12 protein-coding genes are annotated in these 17,950 nt (G+C 45.2%); 3 read left to right on the plus strand and 9 right to left on the minus strand.

Annotated elements, in window-relative coordinates; translation table 11 throughout:
• Nucleotides 1–319: 319 nt before the first annotated feature.
• The 5 genes from NSQ68_RS23360 to NSQ68_RS23380 form a co-directional block, all read right to left on the minus strand.
• Complete coding sequence (locus NSQ68_RS23360; protein ID WP_342427315.1) at nt 320–2,434, minus strand: helicase-related protein; 2,115 nt, start codon at nt 2,432–2,434, stop codon at nt 320–322.
• A 200-nt stretch (nt 2,435–2,634) separates the two neighbouring features.
• On the minus strand, nt 2,635–3,075 hold the full coding sequence (locus tag NSQ68_RS23365; RefSeq protein ID WP_029514594.1) for a hypothetical protein: 441 nt from the start codon (nt 3,073–3,075) through the stop codon (nt 2,635–2,637).
• Nucleotides 3,076–3,244: 169 nt separating this feature from the next.
• Nucleotides 3,245–3,967 carry a response regulator transcription factor gene (locus NSQ68_RS23370; RefSeq protein ID WP_007432713.1) on the minus strand — a complete coding sequence of 241 codons (723 nt, stop codon included), beginning with the start codon at nt 3,965–3,967 and terminating at the stop codon, nt 3,245–3,247.
• 4 nt (nt 3,968–3,971) lie between these two features.
• On the minus strand, nt 3,972–5,132 hold the full coding sequence (locus tag NSQ68_RS23375) for a sensor histidine kinase (protein WP_013312293.1): 1,161 nt from the start codon (nt 5,130–5,132) through the stop codon (nt 3,972–3,974).
• Between the two features lie 47 nt (nt 5,133–5,179).
• A complete protein-coding gene (locus NSQ68_RS23380) occupies nt 5,180–7,897 on the minus strand; it encodes a stalk domain-containing protein (protein WP_342427316.1) in 2,718 nt (905 codons plus the stop codon).
• Between the two features lie 267 nt (nt 7,898–8,164).
• Here NSQ68_RS23380 and NSQ68_RS23385 point away from each other — a divergent pair, with 267 nt between their 5' ends.
• The 3 genes from NSQ68_RS23385 to NSQ68_RS23395 are packed head-to-tail and all read left to right on the plus strand — an operon-like array spanning nt 8,165 to nt 13,646.
• Nucleotides 8,165–9,574, plus strand: a complete 1,410-nt coding sequence (locus tag NSQ68_RS23385; protein WP_342427317.1) for an efflux RND transporter periplasmic adaptor subunit — start codon at nt 8,165–8,167, stop codon at nt 9,572–9,574.
• Nucleotides 9,571–12,687, plus strand: coding sequence for an efflux RND transporter permease subunit (locus NSQ68_RS23390; protein WP_342427318.1), 3,117 nt, complete (start codon nt 9,571–9,573; stop codon nt 12,685–12,687). Before NSQ68_RS23385 ends, NSQ68_RS23390 begins: the two co-directional genes overlap by 4 nt.
• Before the next feature lie 56 nt (nt 12,688–12,743).
• Entirely contained in the window at nt 12,744–13,646 is a 903-nt protein-coding gene (locus tag NSQ68_RS23395) for a TetR/AcrR family transcriptional regulator (RefSeq protein ID WP_071643323.1), read from the plus strand.
• 129 nt (nt 13,647–13,775) lie between these two features.
• On the opposite strand, the gene metK is transcribed toward NSQ68_RS23395, so the two are convergent.
• The 4 genes from metK to NSQ68_RS23415 form a co-directional block, all read right to left on the minus strand.
• A complete protein-coding gene (gene metK / locus NSQ68_RS23400; protein ID WP_013312298.1) occupies nt 13,776–14,978 on the minus strand; it encodes a methionine adenosyltransferase in 1,203 nt (400 codons plus the stop codon).
• A gap of 334 nt (nt 14,979–15,312) precedes the next feature.
• Nucleotides 15,313–15,603, minus strand: coding sequence for an alpha/beta-type small acid-soluble spore protein (locus NSQ68_RS23405; RefSeq protein WP_342427319.1), 291 nt, complete (start codon nt 15,601–15,603; stop codon nt 15,313–15,315).
• 142 nt (nt 15,604–15,745) lie between these two features.
• Nucleotides 15,746–16,324 carry a hypothetical protein gene (locus tag NSQ68_RS23410; protein WP_342427320.1) on the minus strand — a complete coding sequence of 193 codons (579 nt, stop codon included), beginning with the start codon at nt 16,322–16,324 and terminating at the stop codon, nt 15,746–15,748.
• 46 nt (nt 16,325–16,370) lie between these two features.
• Nucleotides 16,371–17,912, minus strand: a complete 1,542-nt coding sequence (locus NSQ68_RS23415; protein WP_250240588.1) for a stalk domain-containing protein — start codon at nt 17,910–17,912, stop codon at nt 16,371–16,373.
• Nucleotides 17,913–17,950: the final 38 nt, after the last annotated feature.

Consider the following 17,950-nt stretch of genomic DNA (forward strand, 5'->3'; position numbering starts at 1 on the left):
CACACATAGTAACGTACTAATCGGTCAAGCCTTACGCAATCCGGGCAAAACGTCGGACGTCCGCAATGAACACAACGAATGTTGTAAACCCAAGGAATTTGAAGGGAACAAGAAGTACAAATCCCGGGAAATTCGGAAAAACACCCTGTGAGAGTGCCGCAAGCCATACATGTTTGGGACTGGCGATGGAATAACCAATTCAAAAATAGACGGGTTATTGGAATCATTCCCATACCAAAATGCACCTTTCTTGGTAGTTTACGTACCGACATTGTTTCAGGTTTCACATTTCCAAAAAAACTTTTTTTATTTAATGCATTTAGTGCTTCTCCTCTTTCAGGTATCCTCTTTTCCGAGCCAGTGCATTCATTCGTTTAATTTGTCTAATCGCTCTCTTTTGGCCTCGAGTCCATTGGGGGGATGTAAAAATAACACCTCCACATGGATCATCCTTGGACCTTCCCGCGCGACCAGCCATTTGGACAAGAGAAGCTTCATCAAAAAGACTGCTGTCCGCGTCTAATACATACACATCACTCCGTGGAACAGTCACCCCTCGCTCCAAAATAGTCGTTGTAACCAGAACACGTATCTCAGTAGCTCGAAATAAGCGTACTTTAGCGGTTCTTTCTTCATCCTGTGAGGAGGTGCCCGCAATAGGTACATCAGGCAATTGTTTAATCAGCAGCTCCACAAGTCCCTGAATATGTGAGATTCGTGTCACAAACAGGAAAACCTGTGCTCCACGTTGTATGGATACGCGTAGGTGTTGAATAAACGATGCGGGAAGCCGACCTTTTTGCAGCCATTGTTGCACTGAAGCAGTCCCCAAACGAAATGGGACAGGTAGAGGATGACGATGAAAACGAACGGGAACCTTGGCGTGTGGCAGCAGACCGCGTGCAGCCTCTTTCTGCAAAGCATGCGGTGGTGTAGCAGATAGATAGATAAACTTTCCCTTCGGCTTACATACTGCTCGTGCAGCAAAGGCAAGCATAGGATCATTGTGATAAGGGAACGCATCAATCTCGTCAATCACAACCAAATCAAAGGCTTGGCGATAACGCAATAGCTGATGTGTCGTTGCCAATGTCAGCTGTCCCCTTTGCCAGCGTTCTGCGCTTCCCCCATAGAGCGTCACCATGCTCACATCGGGAAAAGCAATGGCCAAACGAGGGGCTAACTCCAATACCACGTCGCGGCGCGGTGTTGCCACAAGTGTTGTTCCTCCGTTGTCCAGCACATACTGCAAGAGCGGAAACATCATTTCCGTCTTGCCTGCACCCGTTACGGCCCAGAGCAGAAAGCGTTCTACCGTGGTACCAAGCACCTGCCGATCTGCGTTATACCTCGCACCTTCGCCAGGTTTTGGCGAAGACTGCCTGCTACGGGCAAGGTTGCTGCCCCGCGAAGCGGCAGCATCTGATGTCCGGCACGCAACCATGTCGCGCCGAAACAACGCCCGGAGTCCACGGCCTTCCGGGCGAAAATGTCCCCGCACTCCGCCGTGCGGTGCGGCTATAAAGTGCAACGCCGCTTCGGCGGCGGCACGCTGTGCAGGACTCAGCCCCCAGCGGTCGAGTTCCGTCGCCGGGGCTATGCCTGCTGTGCACGGCAGGGCGGGTTTCGCTGCACCGCCCAGCAGCAGCGAACATTCACGGCTGCGTCCAAGTGCGAGACATGTCTCGCAGTAGGCGCACGTCTTACGGCCGCACGATGCGCAGCTCGTGCGGTGCACTATCCCGCTGCCACAACGGTTGCAGCGGAGTTCATGCGTACGCGCGGCAGACCAGCGCGTGCGAGGTGCTGGAGCGAGGCCAGCAGCAAAGCTGAGTCGGCCTTGCAGATATGCAAGTTGTGCAGCGGATCGCCAAGTACGCTCCAAACCTGGCGCTGTCTCTGCCAGTAGCGCTTCGGCTTCCGGAACGAGTAACTGGCGTCCTGACAACAAATTAGCCAGCTCATTCGCTTGTCGTGTTAAACACTCCCTCTCCAATCCATCCATTCCCGTGACGAGGTCCCTTTTTTGAATAGAACGTAAACCACCGTTTGTTTCTCGTCTCTCATTCCCACTTTCTGTGCGAGAAGTCCAACCTTGTACATGATCCCAAATGCATATATTCTCTACTCCTCCAGATAAAATTTGTTCTCCGTCAAAAGGTTCAAGAGCCAGTTCACTTTTTAGCTGTGCAAAAATATAAGCCCACCACTGCCGTTTCCCCCATCGCTCCATACCTACTAATTCCCTAAATGTTTCACACAGCTTTGTTCCCCAGGACAAGGGGAGCTCATCTCCTAATAACACCCACCTTTCGACAACATTCCCCTGCCCCTCATCTGGATTCATCCACCATGTCATATCTACTCGAATATCCACAGATAATCGGAGATTCCAATTCCCCTTATACCTCACTGCATATACTGCAATTTTCACCTTGCCCTTCTCCTCCCATTCATGATTTTTTGGATTCTTATCACCCCAGAGAACAGCAAAAAAGCACACTTCTGTGGCTAATAGCCTGAAGTGTGCTTCACATCAAGTAGATCTCAACGATATCCCTGTTGTCTTGCCTATACAACTGTTTATAAACATTTATATCCGATTTTGACCACGATGTCCACAATCCCCTGTCGCTAAGGAACAAGCGGGGCATCCGCCAACGACTTGACTGTTCTAAGATCAATAACAACCTGCTTTTCACCGCCTGACTTCGGTAAAACCGGGTTCCCCGGTGAAAAACGACTTGAAATGACTGAAACATCCATATGACTATAGCGCACTAGCCGTGTCAGAATCGGTAGCGTATCGTCCATAGATTCATCATCCAGTACCGTCACATGTAGCGGCCTCCGGTGCAGCCAGGCAAGTATGTTCAACGAACGCATCACCCATTCCACACGATCTCCGTCATTGGACGTAATCACAATATAGCGAATCGCGCGATGACCTGGAGATATCGCGCATGAATCTTCGCCATTGTGATAAGCCTGAACCGCCTGTCGTATATACATAAGATGCACGACAGCGGCCCCCACACCGTATATAAGCAATATCCAAACCAAGTGAGCCGTCACGAGGGTTCCACCTCCTCCTATAGCGACAATATATGCCGTATAACAGGAAGAGGTGTCACGGTTATGTACTGGGTTTCTGTATGAGCGGACATATCGCCCGGAATGAAAGGCGGTACAGCATTCATATCTATTAGCAGCTGCATCGTCTAATGCATGGAAAAACTACACTTTACAGCGTAACCCATCCATATTTGATTGAGTTAATAACTGCTTGTGTACGGTCATCAACCTCCATTTTTTGCAAAATACTGCTGACATGGTTTTTGACCGTTTTCTCACTAATGAATAAATATTCACCGATCATCTTGTTGCTCTTACCTTCAGCCATCAGACGCAATACTTCAGCTTCACGACGGGTCAATGGATTATTTTCACCTGCGACAAACTTCACGCCGGCTTCCTTCGTATGACCTTCAGCCATAGCCCCTGTTTCATTCAAGTAGGTCATCCGGCGGAGTTGCTGAATGAGCTTACCTGTTACCTTCGGATGGATAAACGCATATCCTTCATGAACCGAACGAATAGCATTAATGAGGGACTCGGCCTCCATATCCTTTAACAGATAACCATTGGCTCCCTTGCGCAACGTCTCGAATACATAGCTTTCATCATCATGAATGGATAAAATGATAACCTTGACATCCGGGAACATCTCACGCAGTTTTTCGGTTGCCTCTACACCATTTTCGATTGGCATATTAATGTCCATCAGAACAATATCCGGTTTCTCTACATTACAGAATTCCAACACTTGAATACCATCGCCACATTCTCCGATGACCTCAATGTCGTCCTCCATATTCAAAATACGTTTAAGTCCTTCACGGAACAACTGATGATCGTCCGCTAAGAGAACTTTAATGGGTGCATTGCTAATTTCCTGATTTTCCATGTTGTTACTCCTTTCCCTTTTCCACGTTGGTTGGGATATGAATCACTATCTTGGTGCCTTGATTCTCAGCTGATTCGATCTCCATTCTCCCCTCGAGCAGTTCAACCCTTTCCCGCATACCAATCAGACCAAAATGCCCATGATCTTTGCTTTTTTGCTGAAAAAGCTCTGGCTTGAAGCCCAAACCATTATCCTGCACCACGATTTTTACAAGCTGCGCCTGATAGGTAATCTCAACAAGCACATAGGTAGGATAAGCATGCTTGGCAGCATTGGTCAAAGCTTCCTGGATCAGACGGTAAATGGCTGCTTCCATCGCGGAAGAGAGACGGTGTTCCTTGCCCCTTGTTTCAAAAAGCGATCTAATCTTCGTTTTTTCTTCAAAATCCTGCACATATTTCCGGAGCGTCGGAATAAGTCCCAGGTCATCCAGGGCCATAGGACGCAAATTGAAAATGACCTTTCGCATTTCCTCAAGACTGGAGCGAACCTGTTTCTTCAAGTCTACTATTTCGTCCTGAACCATCTTAAATTCCTGCTTGGCGATCATTCTTTCCACAATTTCCGTCCTAAGCACTAGATGCGCAAGGAGCTGCGCAGGTCCATCGTGAATTTCACGGGATATGCGTTTACGCTCCTCTTCCTGAGCCAAAATAATTTTCAGACCAATAAACTGCCGGTTTTTAGCCGATTCGATGATCCGCGTCACTTGTCCCAATTCGCCCGACAAATATTCCAGCACGACTCCCATCTGCGAACCGATGGTTTCGGCGCGCTCGACAGAAGCCTCGACACTTTTGGCCCGCTTTTGAAGATCATCCCTTCTGGCTTTGAGATACATTTCCTTCTCGCGGAAAATCATCACATCGAGTTGTAGCTGTGTTGCCTTCTCATAAGCCTGCTTGATATCCTCTTCCGAATAGCGAACGAAGTCACGGCTAACCTCAGTCAACCGAATGCGGGACCGCCGATAGTTCATTTCCAGCTGGTCCACCTTTTCGATCGTTTCTGCTGTTTCCTTCAAGACACTCTGGAGCTCCTGATTTAACGTGACCAGCTCGGTACGGGCCGTGTCCAATATTTCGAACATCTGATATTTGCTGTTCTCCATCACCTGGATGGCATTTTTAATGACTCGGTCTATGATATCGGCTTGAAAGTCCACAAATGTTCTACTCCAATCCTAGCATTTCAAGTATATATCATACCATATCATGATTGAAGGGTGATGGTCTTCGTTTCTTGTTCCCATTTTACAGTCATTCCTAACTGCTCAGACACGAGTCTTAACGGGACTAAAGTCCTACCCCCTAGCACAACCGGTGCAACATCAGCGCTTTGACGCTTCCCGTTCAGAACAACTTCTTTTTTCCCTACGGTCAAATCCATCAGCACACCACCGCGCATAACGGTGATCCGTTGATCGCCCGCATTCCATTTGGCTTGTCCGCCAAATGCGTCCAGCACATACTTAATCGGAACATACGTTGAACCATCGCGAGTCATCGGAGCTGCATCAATTGTTGTAGGTGTTCCGTTTACTGTCATTGATTTTTGTCCGATCGTCATTTGAGCTGTTCCCTTTTTAAGTCCTTCTGTGCCGACCGTTCCCGGTGTATTAAAAGAAATATTATCAAAAGCAACATTGCCTGTTTTAGCACGCTCGTCCTGACCTTCCGCCACATTGACCACATAAAGACGTTTCAGCTTCGCTGGATACGAAATATTCAAACCGCTCATATCTGCATTAATGGTTTTCCAACCGTTCCAGTCGATCACTTTAGCGAGATCAATATATGCTGTTTTGCCTTGGGCATCCTCTAGCTCCGCACGCAGCCAGTTCAGACTCTTATCCCCTCTGACATCAATTGAGATGGAAGTAGCCGTCTGTTCAAGCGTTTTCCCGGACGTGCCGTTCAATTGGGCGTAAGCATACATTTTACCACTGCCATTTGTCATATCGTAGTTCAGTTCCAGCACTTTGGAATTGGCATGGTCGCCATCTCCTTGTACAACAGCCACTGTGCCGGTAACACCTTCCACATTCGAAGTAAAATCAACCGGATACGAAGCATTTTCGAAGTTCTCCCAGTTATTTGTACTTGCTCCGCCAGCAGACAAGAAGACGACAGCGCTGAAACCATCATAGCGACCGATGGCATAGCCCGTTTTCACGCCTGCATCCACCGTATTTACTGTAAGCTGATTGTCCTTGACACTTCCCTTAAAGCCGATGAACTCCCATTTGAGTGCATCTGATGTAATGCTGACACTCTGTCCATCTTTCGTCTTTGCCGTTACCGGTACAGCGATTTTAGCTCCAGCGGTAAGCGAGCCAGTTCCACTTCCTGCGGTGAGAGATGAAATTTCATCTGCTCCAAGCACAGTGACCTTGGTTGTGGCGCTGGCTGAGCCACTGGATGCCGTTAAAGTAGCCGTTCCTGGTTTAGCTCCCTTTACAACGCCGTCGCTCACTGACACAACAGCTGAATTGCTGGATTTCCACGTCACTTGTACTTTCGAGGTATCAAATGGATTGTAGTAATTGTCATACCCTTTGAAGGAATAGCTTCCGGTTTGTCCAATCAGCAGTGTTTTATTGCCCTTGATGGTGAAACCTTTGAGCGTTCCTTTAGGAGCATTGGTATATACCCCAACTCCATTCACAATACTACGTTGCTCTGTACCATATTCTGTATTGAATGTAAGCCCTGCTGTCGTATCTCCCAAATCACGTGTCACCATGGTGGTAGAGCCACCCCCATCAAGGTTCATTCCCTTCCAGACGCCAATATCTCTCATCAGCGTTTGCAGCTCGCTCAAGGATACACCAACGCTGTTCCCATTCTTCTCAACAGCAATGACATAAGCGTAACGCTTGTCACGAGAATACCCCAGAGCTGTACGCGCACGCGTCCCGCCTATGCTTGTTGTGCTCCGAGAAAAAGAGGTTTTCTGACCGTCATTTACTAATATGGTATGTCCACCAATCATCATCTGAAGGTTAGAAGGATCAACTTCACTCCCTGTCGATTTAACACGAAGGTGATAGCTTGTTTCTACCGTCTGTCCCACGGTCAGATGCGCTTTGGCATATTCAGCGGCTTTACCATGAGTACGTAAAATATAGCCATCCTGCGGAACGGTCATATTCAACGTAGCATTGTCGGAGACTTGTGTAACTACACCATTTTGTACCAAGATCTCGGTGGGCGTTGTCGAACTGTTTTTGGGCCGCTCAATTGCTTTCCAAGCAGATGTATAAATATACATAGCATTAGAGTGACTATAGCTGCTCCCACTCGTCTCAGGGGAATACGAAGCCTTGTTCATTCCCGCCAAAGAGAAGGACGACCCATCTCCAGCTTTCACTGTACCTTCAAAAGTAAACTGCTCCACCATCGGAGAACCATCCTTGGTTACAGCAAAGGCATACATGCCCGTTAAATCAGATGGAGTAGACATCAACACACCCTTGGATACTTGTCCACCGATCGGTGCTCCCTCGCTGGAGGTATTAAAATAATCCCCGTTCACACCAGCAACCGCTCCGGTCTCTTTTGCCATGCCGCCTGTGCTCTGACGGGTCGTAAACTGTCCATTCTTCCCCGTCATGACATCCAGCTTAACGTACGGATTTTGCAAGTCCACTCGAATGATATCAGCCAGCGCTGTTCCTTTGGAGCCTTTAAAACGATATTTCAATAATGTTGCACCCGAAGTAATGATCTCTTCGCCCAATTTTACGGTCGAACCAGAGGCTGCACTTGCGATTGGAGCAGACATCCAACCATTTAAGGGAATTAGGGCCCCAGTTCCAGCAACCGGACCGACCCATAATACACCTGCCAGTGTTAACACGACCCATCTTTTAGCGATTCCTCTGCCATTTACTTTCACTTCACTCTGTCTCTTATTACTTAAAAACATTTGGATAATAGCTCCCATCTTCAATGTATTTAAACGGTTTTGTTCCGCGCATGTACTCTACCAATAAACAAAAAAATCCTCTTATGTTAATAGACTTATTATATAGGCAAAAGTTACGAAAATCCCGTCAACTAATTCATAAAATCTAAAACGGTGAATTGACGAAAGCAATATTAGCGCACTATAATACACTTGAACTAATTAGTTCAAATAATACTGATTAGTTCAAACCTAATTTTTTGTAACTTATCAGGAGGATTGATAATCATGAATAAACAACGGGCCCTTGTCATACTTGCCCTATCCTTAAGCATTGCCATCGCCGGATGTTCTACCGGGAAGGAAGATGCTGCTCTAAGCTCAGCCGCACAGCCTACCTTTGTGCGTACCACAATTGTCAAATCCTCACCGCTCCATACTGCCTATAACTTGTCTGGCACTCTTCAGGCTTATGAGGAAAACACACTGGCTTTTCAAAATGGAGGCACCGTAGCCAGTGCATATCTCGCTGTCGGCACCGCTGTACAAAAGGGCACCGTGATTGCTAGTTTGGATGACGCTGACTACAAGCTTCAGGTGGCACAGGCGACAGCCTCCATCTTGGAGGCACAGGCTGGTATTGATAACGCACAGGCTAATTTACAGGCTGCTAGCTCTGCGATTCAATCTGCCGATGCTGGCATTACAGGAGCTAGCGCGAATGTTAACAAGGTCAATAAAGGTGCACGCACTCAAGAGAAACAGCAAGCGCAAGCCACTGTAGATAAGGCACAGAGCGCCTATAATAAAGCCAAGACGGATAGCGAGCGAACCCAAAAGCTGTTTGAGGCAGGCGCTGCTACCGCATCGGATAATGAGAATGCTCGCCTGAATGCTACTGCAACCCTGAAAGATCTGGAGCAAGCCAAGGAATCCCTGTCCCTTTTGCTAGAAGGAGCCACAGCCGAAGATCATCAATCCGCCCAGGCTTCCTTTCAAGATGCGCTTGCAGGTAAAAGCAAAGCCCTTGCTGCCAGTGAGCAGGCTGCGGCTTCCAAAAAACAAGCTCATGCCAACTACGAAAAAGCCCTTGTTGCCAAGGGACAGGCAGAACTTGCACTTTCACGCACCCGTCTAATTTCTCCTGTGAACGGTGTTATTTTAAGCAAGAGCGTGAATACAGGTGACTTGGTCGCTTCAGGCCAAGCCGTCTATCGCATAGGCTCCATCGACCGTCTCAAAGTGCTGCTTCCTGTACCAGACAGTGAAATTAAGGATTGGAAAAAGGGACAACAAGTGAAAGTGGTGCTCTATGAAGAAACTCGTCAAGGCACGGTGTCTAACGTCTATCCTTCAACCAGCACCGATACAGGAAGGGTTAACGTAGAAATTGTTATAAACAATCCACAGCGAGACTGGTTACCCGGCCAGGTCATTAAAGCTGCTCAACAGGTGACAGACAAGAACGGCATTCTCGTTCCCGCTGAAGCAGTCATCAACACAGGAACTGAGCCTTTTATCTTCAAAGATATTAAAGGAAAAGCTGTTAAAACACCTGTAAAGCTTAGCGATCAGGTTATAGAAAATCAATTACAAATCGTATCCGGCCTTCGTGAAGGCGAGCGTATTGTCATTAAAGGGGCAGAAAATCTATTTGATGGCAATGCGATTAAAGCGGAAGAAGGCGGCCGCCCATGATTGAATATTTCGTAAAAAAAAGAAAAATCACGTTACTTTTTTTTGTTATGCTTATTTTAGTCGGAGCTTTTGGATTTTTCCAATTACCGAAGCAGGAAATGCCGGATGTCACCATACAGAATGCTACGGTAACAACCGTCTACGCTGGTGCTTCACCACAAAAAGTAGAACAAACCGTAACCAAGGAATTGGAAAAGCGCATTAAGGAAGTTGAAGGTGTTAAAACGATTAGCTCGACTTCTGGTAACGGATTCTCCTCTATTTTAATTGAATCCAAAAATGGAGTTGATCCTCAAACCGTCTGGGATAATATGCGTAAAAAAGTACAGGATGCGCAAGCTGATCTTCCCGAAGGTGCTGAAGTACCTGTTGTGAATGACAAGCTAACCAGCTCGTTTATCGGCTCCTATGCTCTGGTCGCTGACTCTCCTGCACCTTTGTATAAACTAAATGATTTGATCACAACGTGGAAGGATCAGCTCAATACCTTATCAGGTGTATCAAGTGTCAAGTTCAATGGCCTTCCTGACCAGGAAGTGCGCGTCCAAATCGACAATCAAAAGCTTCAGCAGTACCATCTGTCATGGGGGCAGGTCGCACAAGCAGTCCAGTCACAAATTGATCGTGTCCCTACCGGTGATATTGAATACAACGGACGTACCTTTCAGCTCATTGTCCGTGAAACCCAAAAAGCCGAAGAATTAAATCAGGCTATTCTGACACGTACAGAGGCAGGGGCTCCTGTTTATTTGCGAGATGTCGCTACAACGGAGCTTTCACACCCCCAAGCAGAATATTTTGCCTATGTAGGGGGTAAGCCAGCTATTACGCTAAGCATTGGAGCAGAAAAGGGTACAGACGTCCCGCCTATGAGTGAAAAAGTCAATGCCAAGCTCAAGGAGCTGGAGAAAACACTTCCGGAAGGGGTTCGCCTTGAAACTCTTTTTGCACAAAAGGATCAGGTGGATCATATCTTTGCGGACTTACAGCGTGAAACGATTCTTGCCATTGTGGCTGTTATCCTTGTTTGTATGTTGGGTTTGAATTTGCTTACTTCTGCTTTTGTCGCATTGGCAATTCCGATTTCGGTTGCGATTGCTATTATCTTTTTGCCAATGTTCGGTATTACACTCAATCAGATTTCCGTTGTCGGTCTGATCATTGTACTTGGTATACTCGTCGATGACGCCGTAGTGGTCAATGATAATATAGAGCGGAGACTTACGGAATTGGGGGAATCGGCCACAGATGCAGCTGTAAAGGGTACCAAAGAGGTGATGCTTTCTATTTTGATTGCTACACTGGCTACCATTTCGGCCTTTGCTCCACTGTTGTTTCTGCCCGGAAATGTAGGTGCATTCATCAAGCCCATTCCCGCTATTGTTTCTTTGACTATGCTTGCCTCTATGGTTATGTCACTCACCATCATCCCAATTTTCCGAGAATGGTATGAGAAACGCAGGCAGACTCGTCAACCTAGAGGTAAAGCTAAACCTGCAGGCTTGTTGGGTCAGCAGATTCAGTCTTTAAACAAGCTATACTCACAAAAGCTAATGCCCAAAGTCATTAAGCGTCCCCTGCTGACTGCAATGGTAGGACTCATGCTTGGAACAGCCGCTTATGGATTGGTTCCCTTTACTTCTGTTGAGCTCTTTCCCGAGTCAGAGGACCCTCATGTCGCATTAAATATAAAAATGCCTATAGGCACCTCTGTGATCCAAACAGACCAGGTTGTCAAAGACATTGCAGGCTGGATAAAGAAACAACCCGAAACCTCCGAGGTCGTCTATAGCGCCGGAGGAACCGGACCGCAACTATTTAGTGATATTAGTAGCTCGGGTGGAAATATTAGATATGATGAGACTGTCGGCCAAGTGGCAGTCATTGGTAAGAAGGATATTTTTGATCTCAATACAACGGTTGATGCTTGGGAAAAGCATGTTAAGAAGTCCTATCCAGAAGCTACAGTTACGACGTATATTCCCCGTCTGGGAGTCCCGGTGGGTAAGCCAGTCGCTATTCGGATTTCAGGTCAGAACCTGAATCAGCTGCAAAGTCTTGCCCAAAAAGTAAAAGAGCAGATTGCCACAGTAGAGGGTACAACCGGTATCGTGGATGATATAGGAATTGAAAGGTATGCACTGGATTTGCAGGTTAACAAGCAAGCCATGGATCAGTACCTGGTAAGCTATACAGATCTGACTCGTACCCTGCTTTTATTAAAGGAAGGGGCTAAAGTTAGCCAATTTGATACAGGAAATGATCTGGTGGATATTAAATTGTACTTGAATCATGGCAACGAGGAGCCTAGTGCGCTTTTCCAACAATTAAGCGTAGTCAATTCAGCCGGTGCACAGATTCCGTTAAACCAGCTTGTACAGATTAAGCCTTCATTTGCTATTCAGCAAATCAAGCATTACAATATGGAGCGGACGATTACGGTAGAAGCCGACTTAAACGGACGAACTGCAAGCGAAGCGATGACGGATGTAGAGAGCAAACTGGCACAAATGAAATTCCCTGAAGGCTATAAATGGGAGGTGGGTGGCGAAACATCCGATCAGTCCACCATTTTTGCGGATTTAGGGAAGCTGGCAATCGTTGTAGTCCTGCTTATTTTACTACTGATCACCATGCAGTTTTATTCCCTGTCTATTCCTATTATTATTATGACGACCGTATACCTGGCAGCAGCCGGCGGCATTATTGGTATTTTCTTAACGGGTATGCCTATCGGTTTTATGAGTATCATGGGAATTATTGCACTCGCAGGTATTGTTGTACGAAACGGTATTGTCTTAATTGAATTTATCGAGGACGCTCGGCATGAAGGAATGGAGCTAAAGGAAGCCGTGATACAAGCAGCTACTGCCCGCTTCAGACCCATTCTATTGACTTCACTGGCAGCCATTGTAGGTATGATTCCGTTAGCCCTATTGGGAAGCCTGCTCTTTAAGCCACTGGCGTTTACTGTCATTTTCGGTTTGTTATTCTCGACCTTGTTAACCTTGTTTGTCGTGCCGTCCTTGTATATGATCATGGCCAAGTACAAGATGCGCCGTCAACTCAAAAGACAGCAGCACACAGTTATCACACGTGACCAACCTTTGTGATGTATGAAGTGAATTCGCATGCTGTCGAGTTGGTCGGTCCCTAGGGGGAAGTAAGTATGGAAAGTAAAAAAAATGATATTTTACAGGCGGCCATTCGGCTGTTCTCCAGAAAAGGCTATTATTCAACATCTGTTGAAGAAATTGCCAAAGAAAGTGGGATGGCGAAGGCATCCTTCTATAAATATTTTCAAGGAAAAGAAGAACTCCCTCTAGAGATGTGTATCATTCTGGAAAATAACATTGAACAAGACATCCGGGCTCTCTACAGTAAACCTGATCTTTCTAAGCACGATAAACTACATGGTTTTATTGTACTTTACTTGAAAAATCTCGTTGAAAACAAAGTGTATCTCATGATGGATCTTCCTGAACCATCCATGCTTATTTTTCAGAATGAACAACTCAATTACGCATTCGAGAATCATGAATATAAATTGTACAAATGGGTTCGCGACTGCCTGATTGATATTTTTGGACCGAGCATTGAAGATCATGCATGGGACATGACCTTTGTACTTAAGAGCATTGTGTTTGAATATATTCGCTTCTTTGCCGATCGCATGAATGATGAAACGATTGAACATCTAACACAGTTTATTATCTTCTTATCCAGTTCCTTGGCAACCAGTCTGAACAATGCTGATTCAGCTCCACATTTGTTCTGGAGCAAGCAAGGCTGGTTACCCGAAAGTGCTCTAAGTAATCCCTTTGATCAAGGCCGTCAAATTAACAGCCTTCTTCACTCTTTGGAAGACAGTATACTGCTGTCTTCTTGGAGTTCAGAGGAGAAACAGGAGTGTCAGCAAATCTACGCTCATTTAAAGGAAGAGGCTCTGAAATCGAACCCTCAGAAAGGCCTCCTGAAAGCCCTTTTTGCGTATTTGGAGCAATACAAGGAACTGCAAAAGGTTTGTCGTTTACTTAAAAATTTATTAGACCATGCACCGATATCCGAGTAGTCACTCAACATTCGGAGCATCAGAGCAAATTCGTACTTAACAGCGAAATACAACCCAAAAAGACTGTTCATGCAAAGCATGAAACAGTCTTTTTGGGTTATTGCTTTTATTTTGATAACATACGAGGAATTACAGCCCCGCTTGTTCTTTCAAAATTTCAGCTTTATCTACGCTCTCCCATGGTACATCCAAATCTGTACGCCCAAAGTGTCCGTAAGCAGCAGTTTGCTTATAAATTGGACGACGCAGATCCAACATACGAATGATGCCTGTTGGGCGCAGATCAAAGTTATTTCGGATCAATTCAACCAGCTTCTCATCACTTACTTTACCCGTACCGTATGTATCGACGTTAATCGAAACAGGCGTAGCTACACCGATGGCATAAGCAAGCTGAATTTCCACTTTGTCTGCCAATCCAGCTGCTACGAGGTTTTTCGCTACATAACGAGCAGCGTAAGCAGCGGAACGGTCCACTTTGGTCGGATCTTTACCCGAGAAGGCTCCCCCACCATGACGTGCATAACCACCATACGTATCCACAATAATTTTACGGCCTGTCAGACCTGCATCCCCTTGAGGACCACCGATAACAAAGCGTCCTGTCGGATTAATGTAATACTTGGTTTGCTCATCCAGTAATTCGGCAGGAACAACTGGCAAAATAACCTTTTCTTTGATGTCTGCTTGAATTTGCTCCAAAGTAGTATCCTCCGCATGCTGCGTAGAAACTACAATAGCATCAATACGAACTGGTTTACCATTTTCATACTCTACCGTTACTTGGGTTTTACCGTCTGGACGAAGGTAATTCAGTGTTCCATCCTTACGTACTTCAGACAAACGCCGTGCAATACGGTGAGACATAGCGATAGGCAAAGGCATCAGCTCAGGTGTCTCGTTCGTAGCAAAACCAAACATCAATCCTTGATCTCCAGCCCCAATGTTTTCCGTTTCTTTATCTACTTCAGCAGGATCACGGCTTTCCAAGGCAGCATTAACCCCTTGAGCGATGTCCGGCGACTGTTCATTCAAAGAAGTCAATACAGCGCAAGTATTATAGTCGAAACCGTATTTCGCACGTGTATAGCCAATTTCCTTAATTGTATTACGTACAATGGATGGAATATCCACGTATTCCGATTTGGAACTGATTTCACCAATGACGAGAACGAGACCAGTAGCTACCGATACTTCACATGCTACCCGTGCATTAGGGTCATTAGCCAGAAAGGCGTCCAATACAGCATCGGATATCTGATCACAGATTTTATCCGGATGGCCTTCTGTTACAGACTCGGACGTGAACAAATGACGGCCTTTTACAGACATGAATTTCAACCTCCCACAATTAAAATACATGAGGATTTAACAAAAAAATCCTGACATGGTAATGGCATTATTCAGATACCTTCAAGCCATCAAATGGCGGGAGGTATCTTGTTACACCTGATTAATAAAAAATGAACCTTCTCCGGTAGGAAAAGGTTGCGTACAAGCCTCAAATGCCATGATATCCTATTTAAAACAAGGTGTCAATTCATGTCACCCAATGACAACATTCGAAATTAGGGTAAGTCTACATGCAAACCATTTATGATTCACATGTAAATTACCCCAGATTTTACGCTACTATATGTTCAAAAACTGTAGAAATTATTGCAACTTACAATGTACCATATTCAGATAAGCTACGTTCAGCAGATTGTATCAGTCGCTTAGTAATTTCACCACCAACCGAACCGTTCTGTCTTGAAGTTAAATCACGCCATGCTACATTCCCGCCCCCCGCAAACTCCCCGAATTCTGCAGCAAATTCACTGTCAGCCTTAGGTTGTATATGTGTATATTGGGGATTATAAACAGGTAGCCCAAACTCAGCAGCGATTTCATACTTCAAATCATCTAACCTGGCACGACTTTCGGGAATTAATCGTCTCTGACCTCTTGACGCCATCGTATACACCCTCCACTAAACGTATTGTCTTTCATGGGGTTAGTGTGCAGCGATTAGGTTCAACTTAGCCAAGAACAATTTGCTATCCCAAACAGTATTTAAGAAAAAGAGCCGCCGAAAGCAGCTTATTATACAAAACAGTTTACTGAACAGTATAACCGCCTCGTATCATAACGACCAGACCAAACTTCTGGCCTTCTTTTACTTGAATACCTCTTCCTTCTCTAGGAAACGATAATAAATGATTTTTTTCGACAGCCTGATTATGAACAATTTCCGTTCCAGAAGTAATATCAATAGCCCCACTGGCATCCATACTATACACAACAGCATAACCATTACGTAAAATAAATTCCGAGCCTGCTTTGGCAATCAGTTTTTGACCTGGCTTTACATCAACAACCTTTAAAGCCTCTGTCTGCTCTGGTGTGGAAGTTTTTCCTGCACTAGAAGTTCCTGACACAGTTGTGTTAGAGGTAGCGTTTGTCGCTGGAGCAGTCGAACTAGTCGTTTTACTACTCGTACTACTTGCGGGTACTCCACCTTTGATTGCCTGGGCAATTTTTTGGTCAACATAGCTTTTGGTTACGACTGGATCATCAGCTGTACCAGGTTGTCCAGAACTGGAGGCTCCATTTACTGAATTGTTCATCAAAGAGCCAGCCACAATTCCTCCTCCAAGTAAAACAGCAGCCAGCGATACTTTATAGCATGATTTCATGAAATCCTCCTACTGCAGGTTATAACAAGTATAGGTTATGCATAAATTATTGCGCGCCTCCTCCAGAAGCTGCACCTTGTAAAACCCAAGGTTTTTCATAAGCCATCTTCAATGTATCAATGCTTGTAACTATGTCTTCGGCTTGTTGTTTAGCAGTAGTAACTTTCAAATTAGCCTCGTAAACCTGAAGCTCTGTAGCCAATCCAACATCAAATTGCTTTTTAGCCATATCAGCAGCACTTCTTGCGCTCACCAAACCAGCCTGAATCTGTGAGTACTGACTCTCTAAGCCTTTAATAGTGTTATAGGCATTTCTTACTGCCTCTTCGAGTTGTCTCTTTGTTCCCTCTGTAGCAAGTTGAGCTTTCTCTACATTGAGCTGCTCAGCTTCATAAGGCGTGTTTCCAGGAGTGCTAAAGTTGTAAAGCTTCAAGCTTAACTCAGCCAAATCTACCTTTTGCTCACTTAACCAAATGGCAGTACTACTAGTAAGTACTTGGCTTACTGTAGTCTCTACATTACTTTTAAATTCTGAATAAACAGGCTTATCTTTCAATTCGTAACGCTGCTCTGGTTTGTAGCCAATTACTTGGTTCAAGGCTAAAAAAGCACTATCCAAATCTTTTTTTGCCTTGTCTAAAGATGCTTGGTTTTGAGTTACCAGATTCGTTGCTTGGGTGACTTCATAGTCACTCGACATTTGGTTATCTCTCTTAATTTGTGCAACTTTGAGCTTGCGCTCTGCATCTTCAATATTCAAAGCAGCCAACTTAACGGCATTTTGCTTTTGAAGAAGCTTGTTATAAAGATCCTTCACATTGTATTCGATACCTTCTTTAGTCATTTCCAGGTTTTTTTTAGCTGTCTCATAATTAAGGTTCGTTTGGGCATAACCTTTGTAAGCTTTATCAGAAGCTTCAACACCTGCCTCCAAAGGTACGTAGTCAATATTCTTGCCTGTTTCTTGCATAATTTTTCTTGTCTGATCAATATTCGTTTCTACTGTTTTAATTGTGGTGCTATCAGCAATAGCCAGTTTAACTGCATCATCATAGGTCAAAGAATCATTATAGTAGGTATCATAAGTAACTTGGGTCACAGGAGTTGCGAGAGGCTTACTGGATAAACTATTGGTTTGGTCGTCAGTAGTACTGCCATTAGCTTGGTTGGAAATGGTCACTGTTCGTGTAGCCTGATCCCAATTTACTTTGGCGCCTAATGATTGGCTCACAAAACGTAAAGGAACGAGTACTTGACCCTTTTGAATTTGAGTTGCTGCATCGAGTTGTACAGGATTACTATTTTTATAAGCAAGCTTAGAACCAACATTTAAAGTTAACGTATCGTCATTTTTAGATGCTGTCACTTTTTTAGCTTTGCTGTTCCAATCGACTTTCGCACCCAAGCTTTCGAAGACTCCACGCAGAGGCACCAAGGTTGTATTTTGACTAACAACCGGGGACTGGGTATATTGCTGAGTTACACCGTTAATAATAACCTTTATATCACCTGGTTGAGCTCCTGCAAGACTGGCGAACGCAGAAGAAAGAACCAATGTGGACAGTACTGCCACTCCAAAACGTTTCATAATTTCTCTCCTTTGTCAATAAGACTAATAAAAGAAAA

This window comes from Paenibacillus sp. FSL L8-0158 (genome assembly GCF_038592965.1).
Lineage (GTDB): Bacteria > Bacillota > Bacilli > Paenibacillales > Paenibacillaceae > Paenibacillus > Paenibacillus polymyxa_D.

What these genes read in the sequence shown, in the direction of transcription:
- NSQ68_RS23370 (WP_007432713.1), bottom strand. Translation starts at nt 3,967, where the DNA reads ATGGAAAATCAGGAAATTAGCAATGCACCCATTAAAGTTCTCTTAGCG.
- NSQ68_RS23380 (WP_342427316.1), bottom strand. Translation starts at nt 7,897, where the DNA reads ATGTTTTTAAGTAATAAGAGACAGAGTGAAGTGAAAGTAAATGGCAGA.
- NSQ68_RS23385 (WP_342427317.1), top strand. Translation starts at nt 8,165, where the DNA reads ATGAATAAACAACGGGCCCTTGTCATACTTGCCCTATCCTTAAGCATT.
- NSQ68_RS23390 (WP_342427318.1), top strand. Translation starts at nt 9,571, where the DNA reads ATGATTGAATATTTCGTAAAAAAAAGAAAAATCACGTTACTTTTTTTT.
- NSQ68_RS23395 (WP_071643323.1), top strand. Translation starts at nt 12,744, where the DNA reads ATGGAAAGTAAAAAAAATGATATTTTACAGGCGGCCATTCGGCTGTTC.
- metK (WP_013312298.1), bottom strand. Translation starts at nt 14,978, where the DNA reads ATGTCTGTAAAAGGCCGTCATTTGTTCACGTCCGAGTCTGTAACAGAA.
- NSQ68_RS23405 (WP_342427319.1), bottom strand. Translation starts at nt 15,603, where the DNA reads ATGGCGTCAAGAGGTCAGAGACGATTAATTCCCGAAAGTCGTGCCAGG.
- NSQ68_RS23410 (WP_342427320.1), bottom strand. Translation starts at nt 16,324, where the DNA reads ATGAAATCATGCTATAAAGTATCGCTGGCTGCTGTTTTACTTGGAGGA.
- NSQ68_RS23415 (WP_250240588.1), bottom strand. Translation starts at nt 17,912, where the DNA reads ATGAAACGTTTTGGAGTGGCAGTACTGTCCACATTGGTTCTTTCTTCT.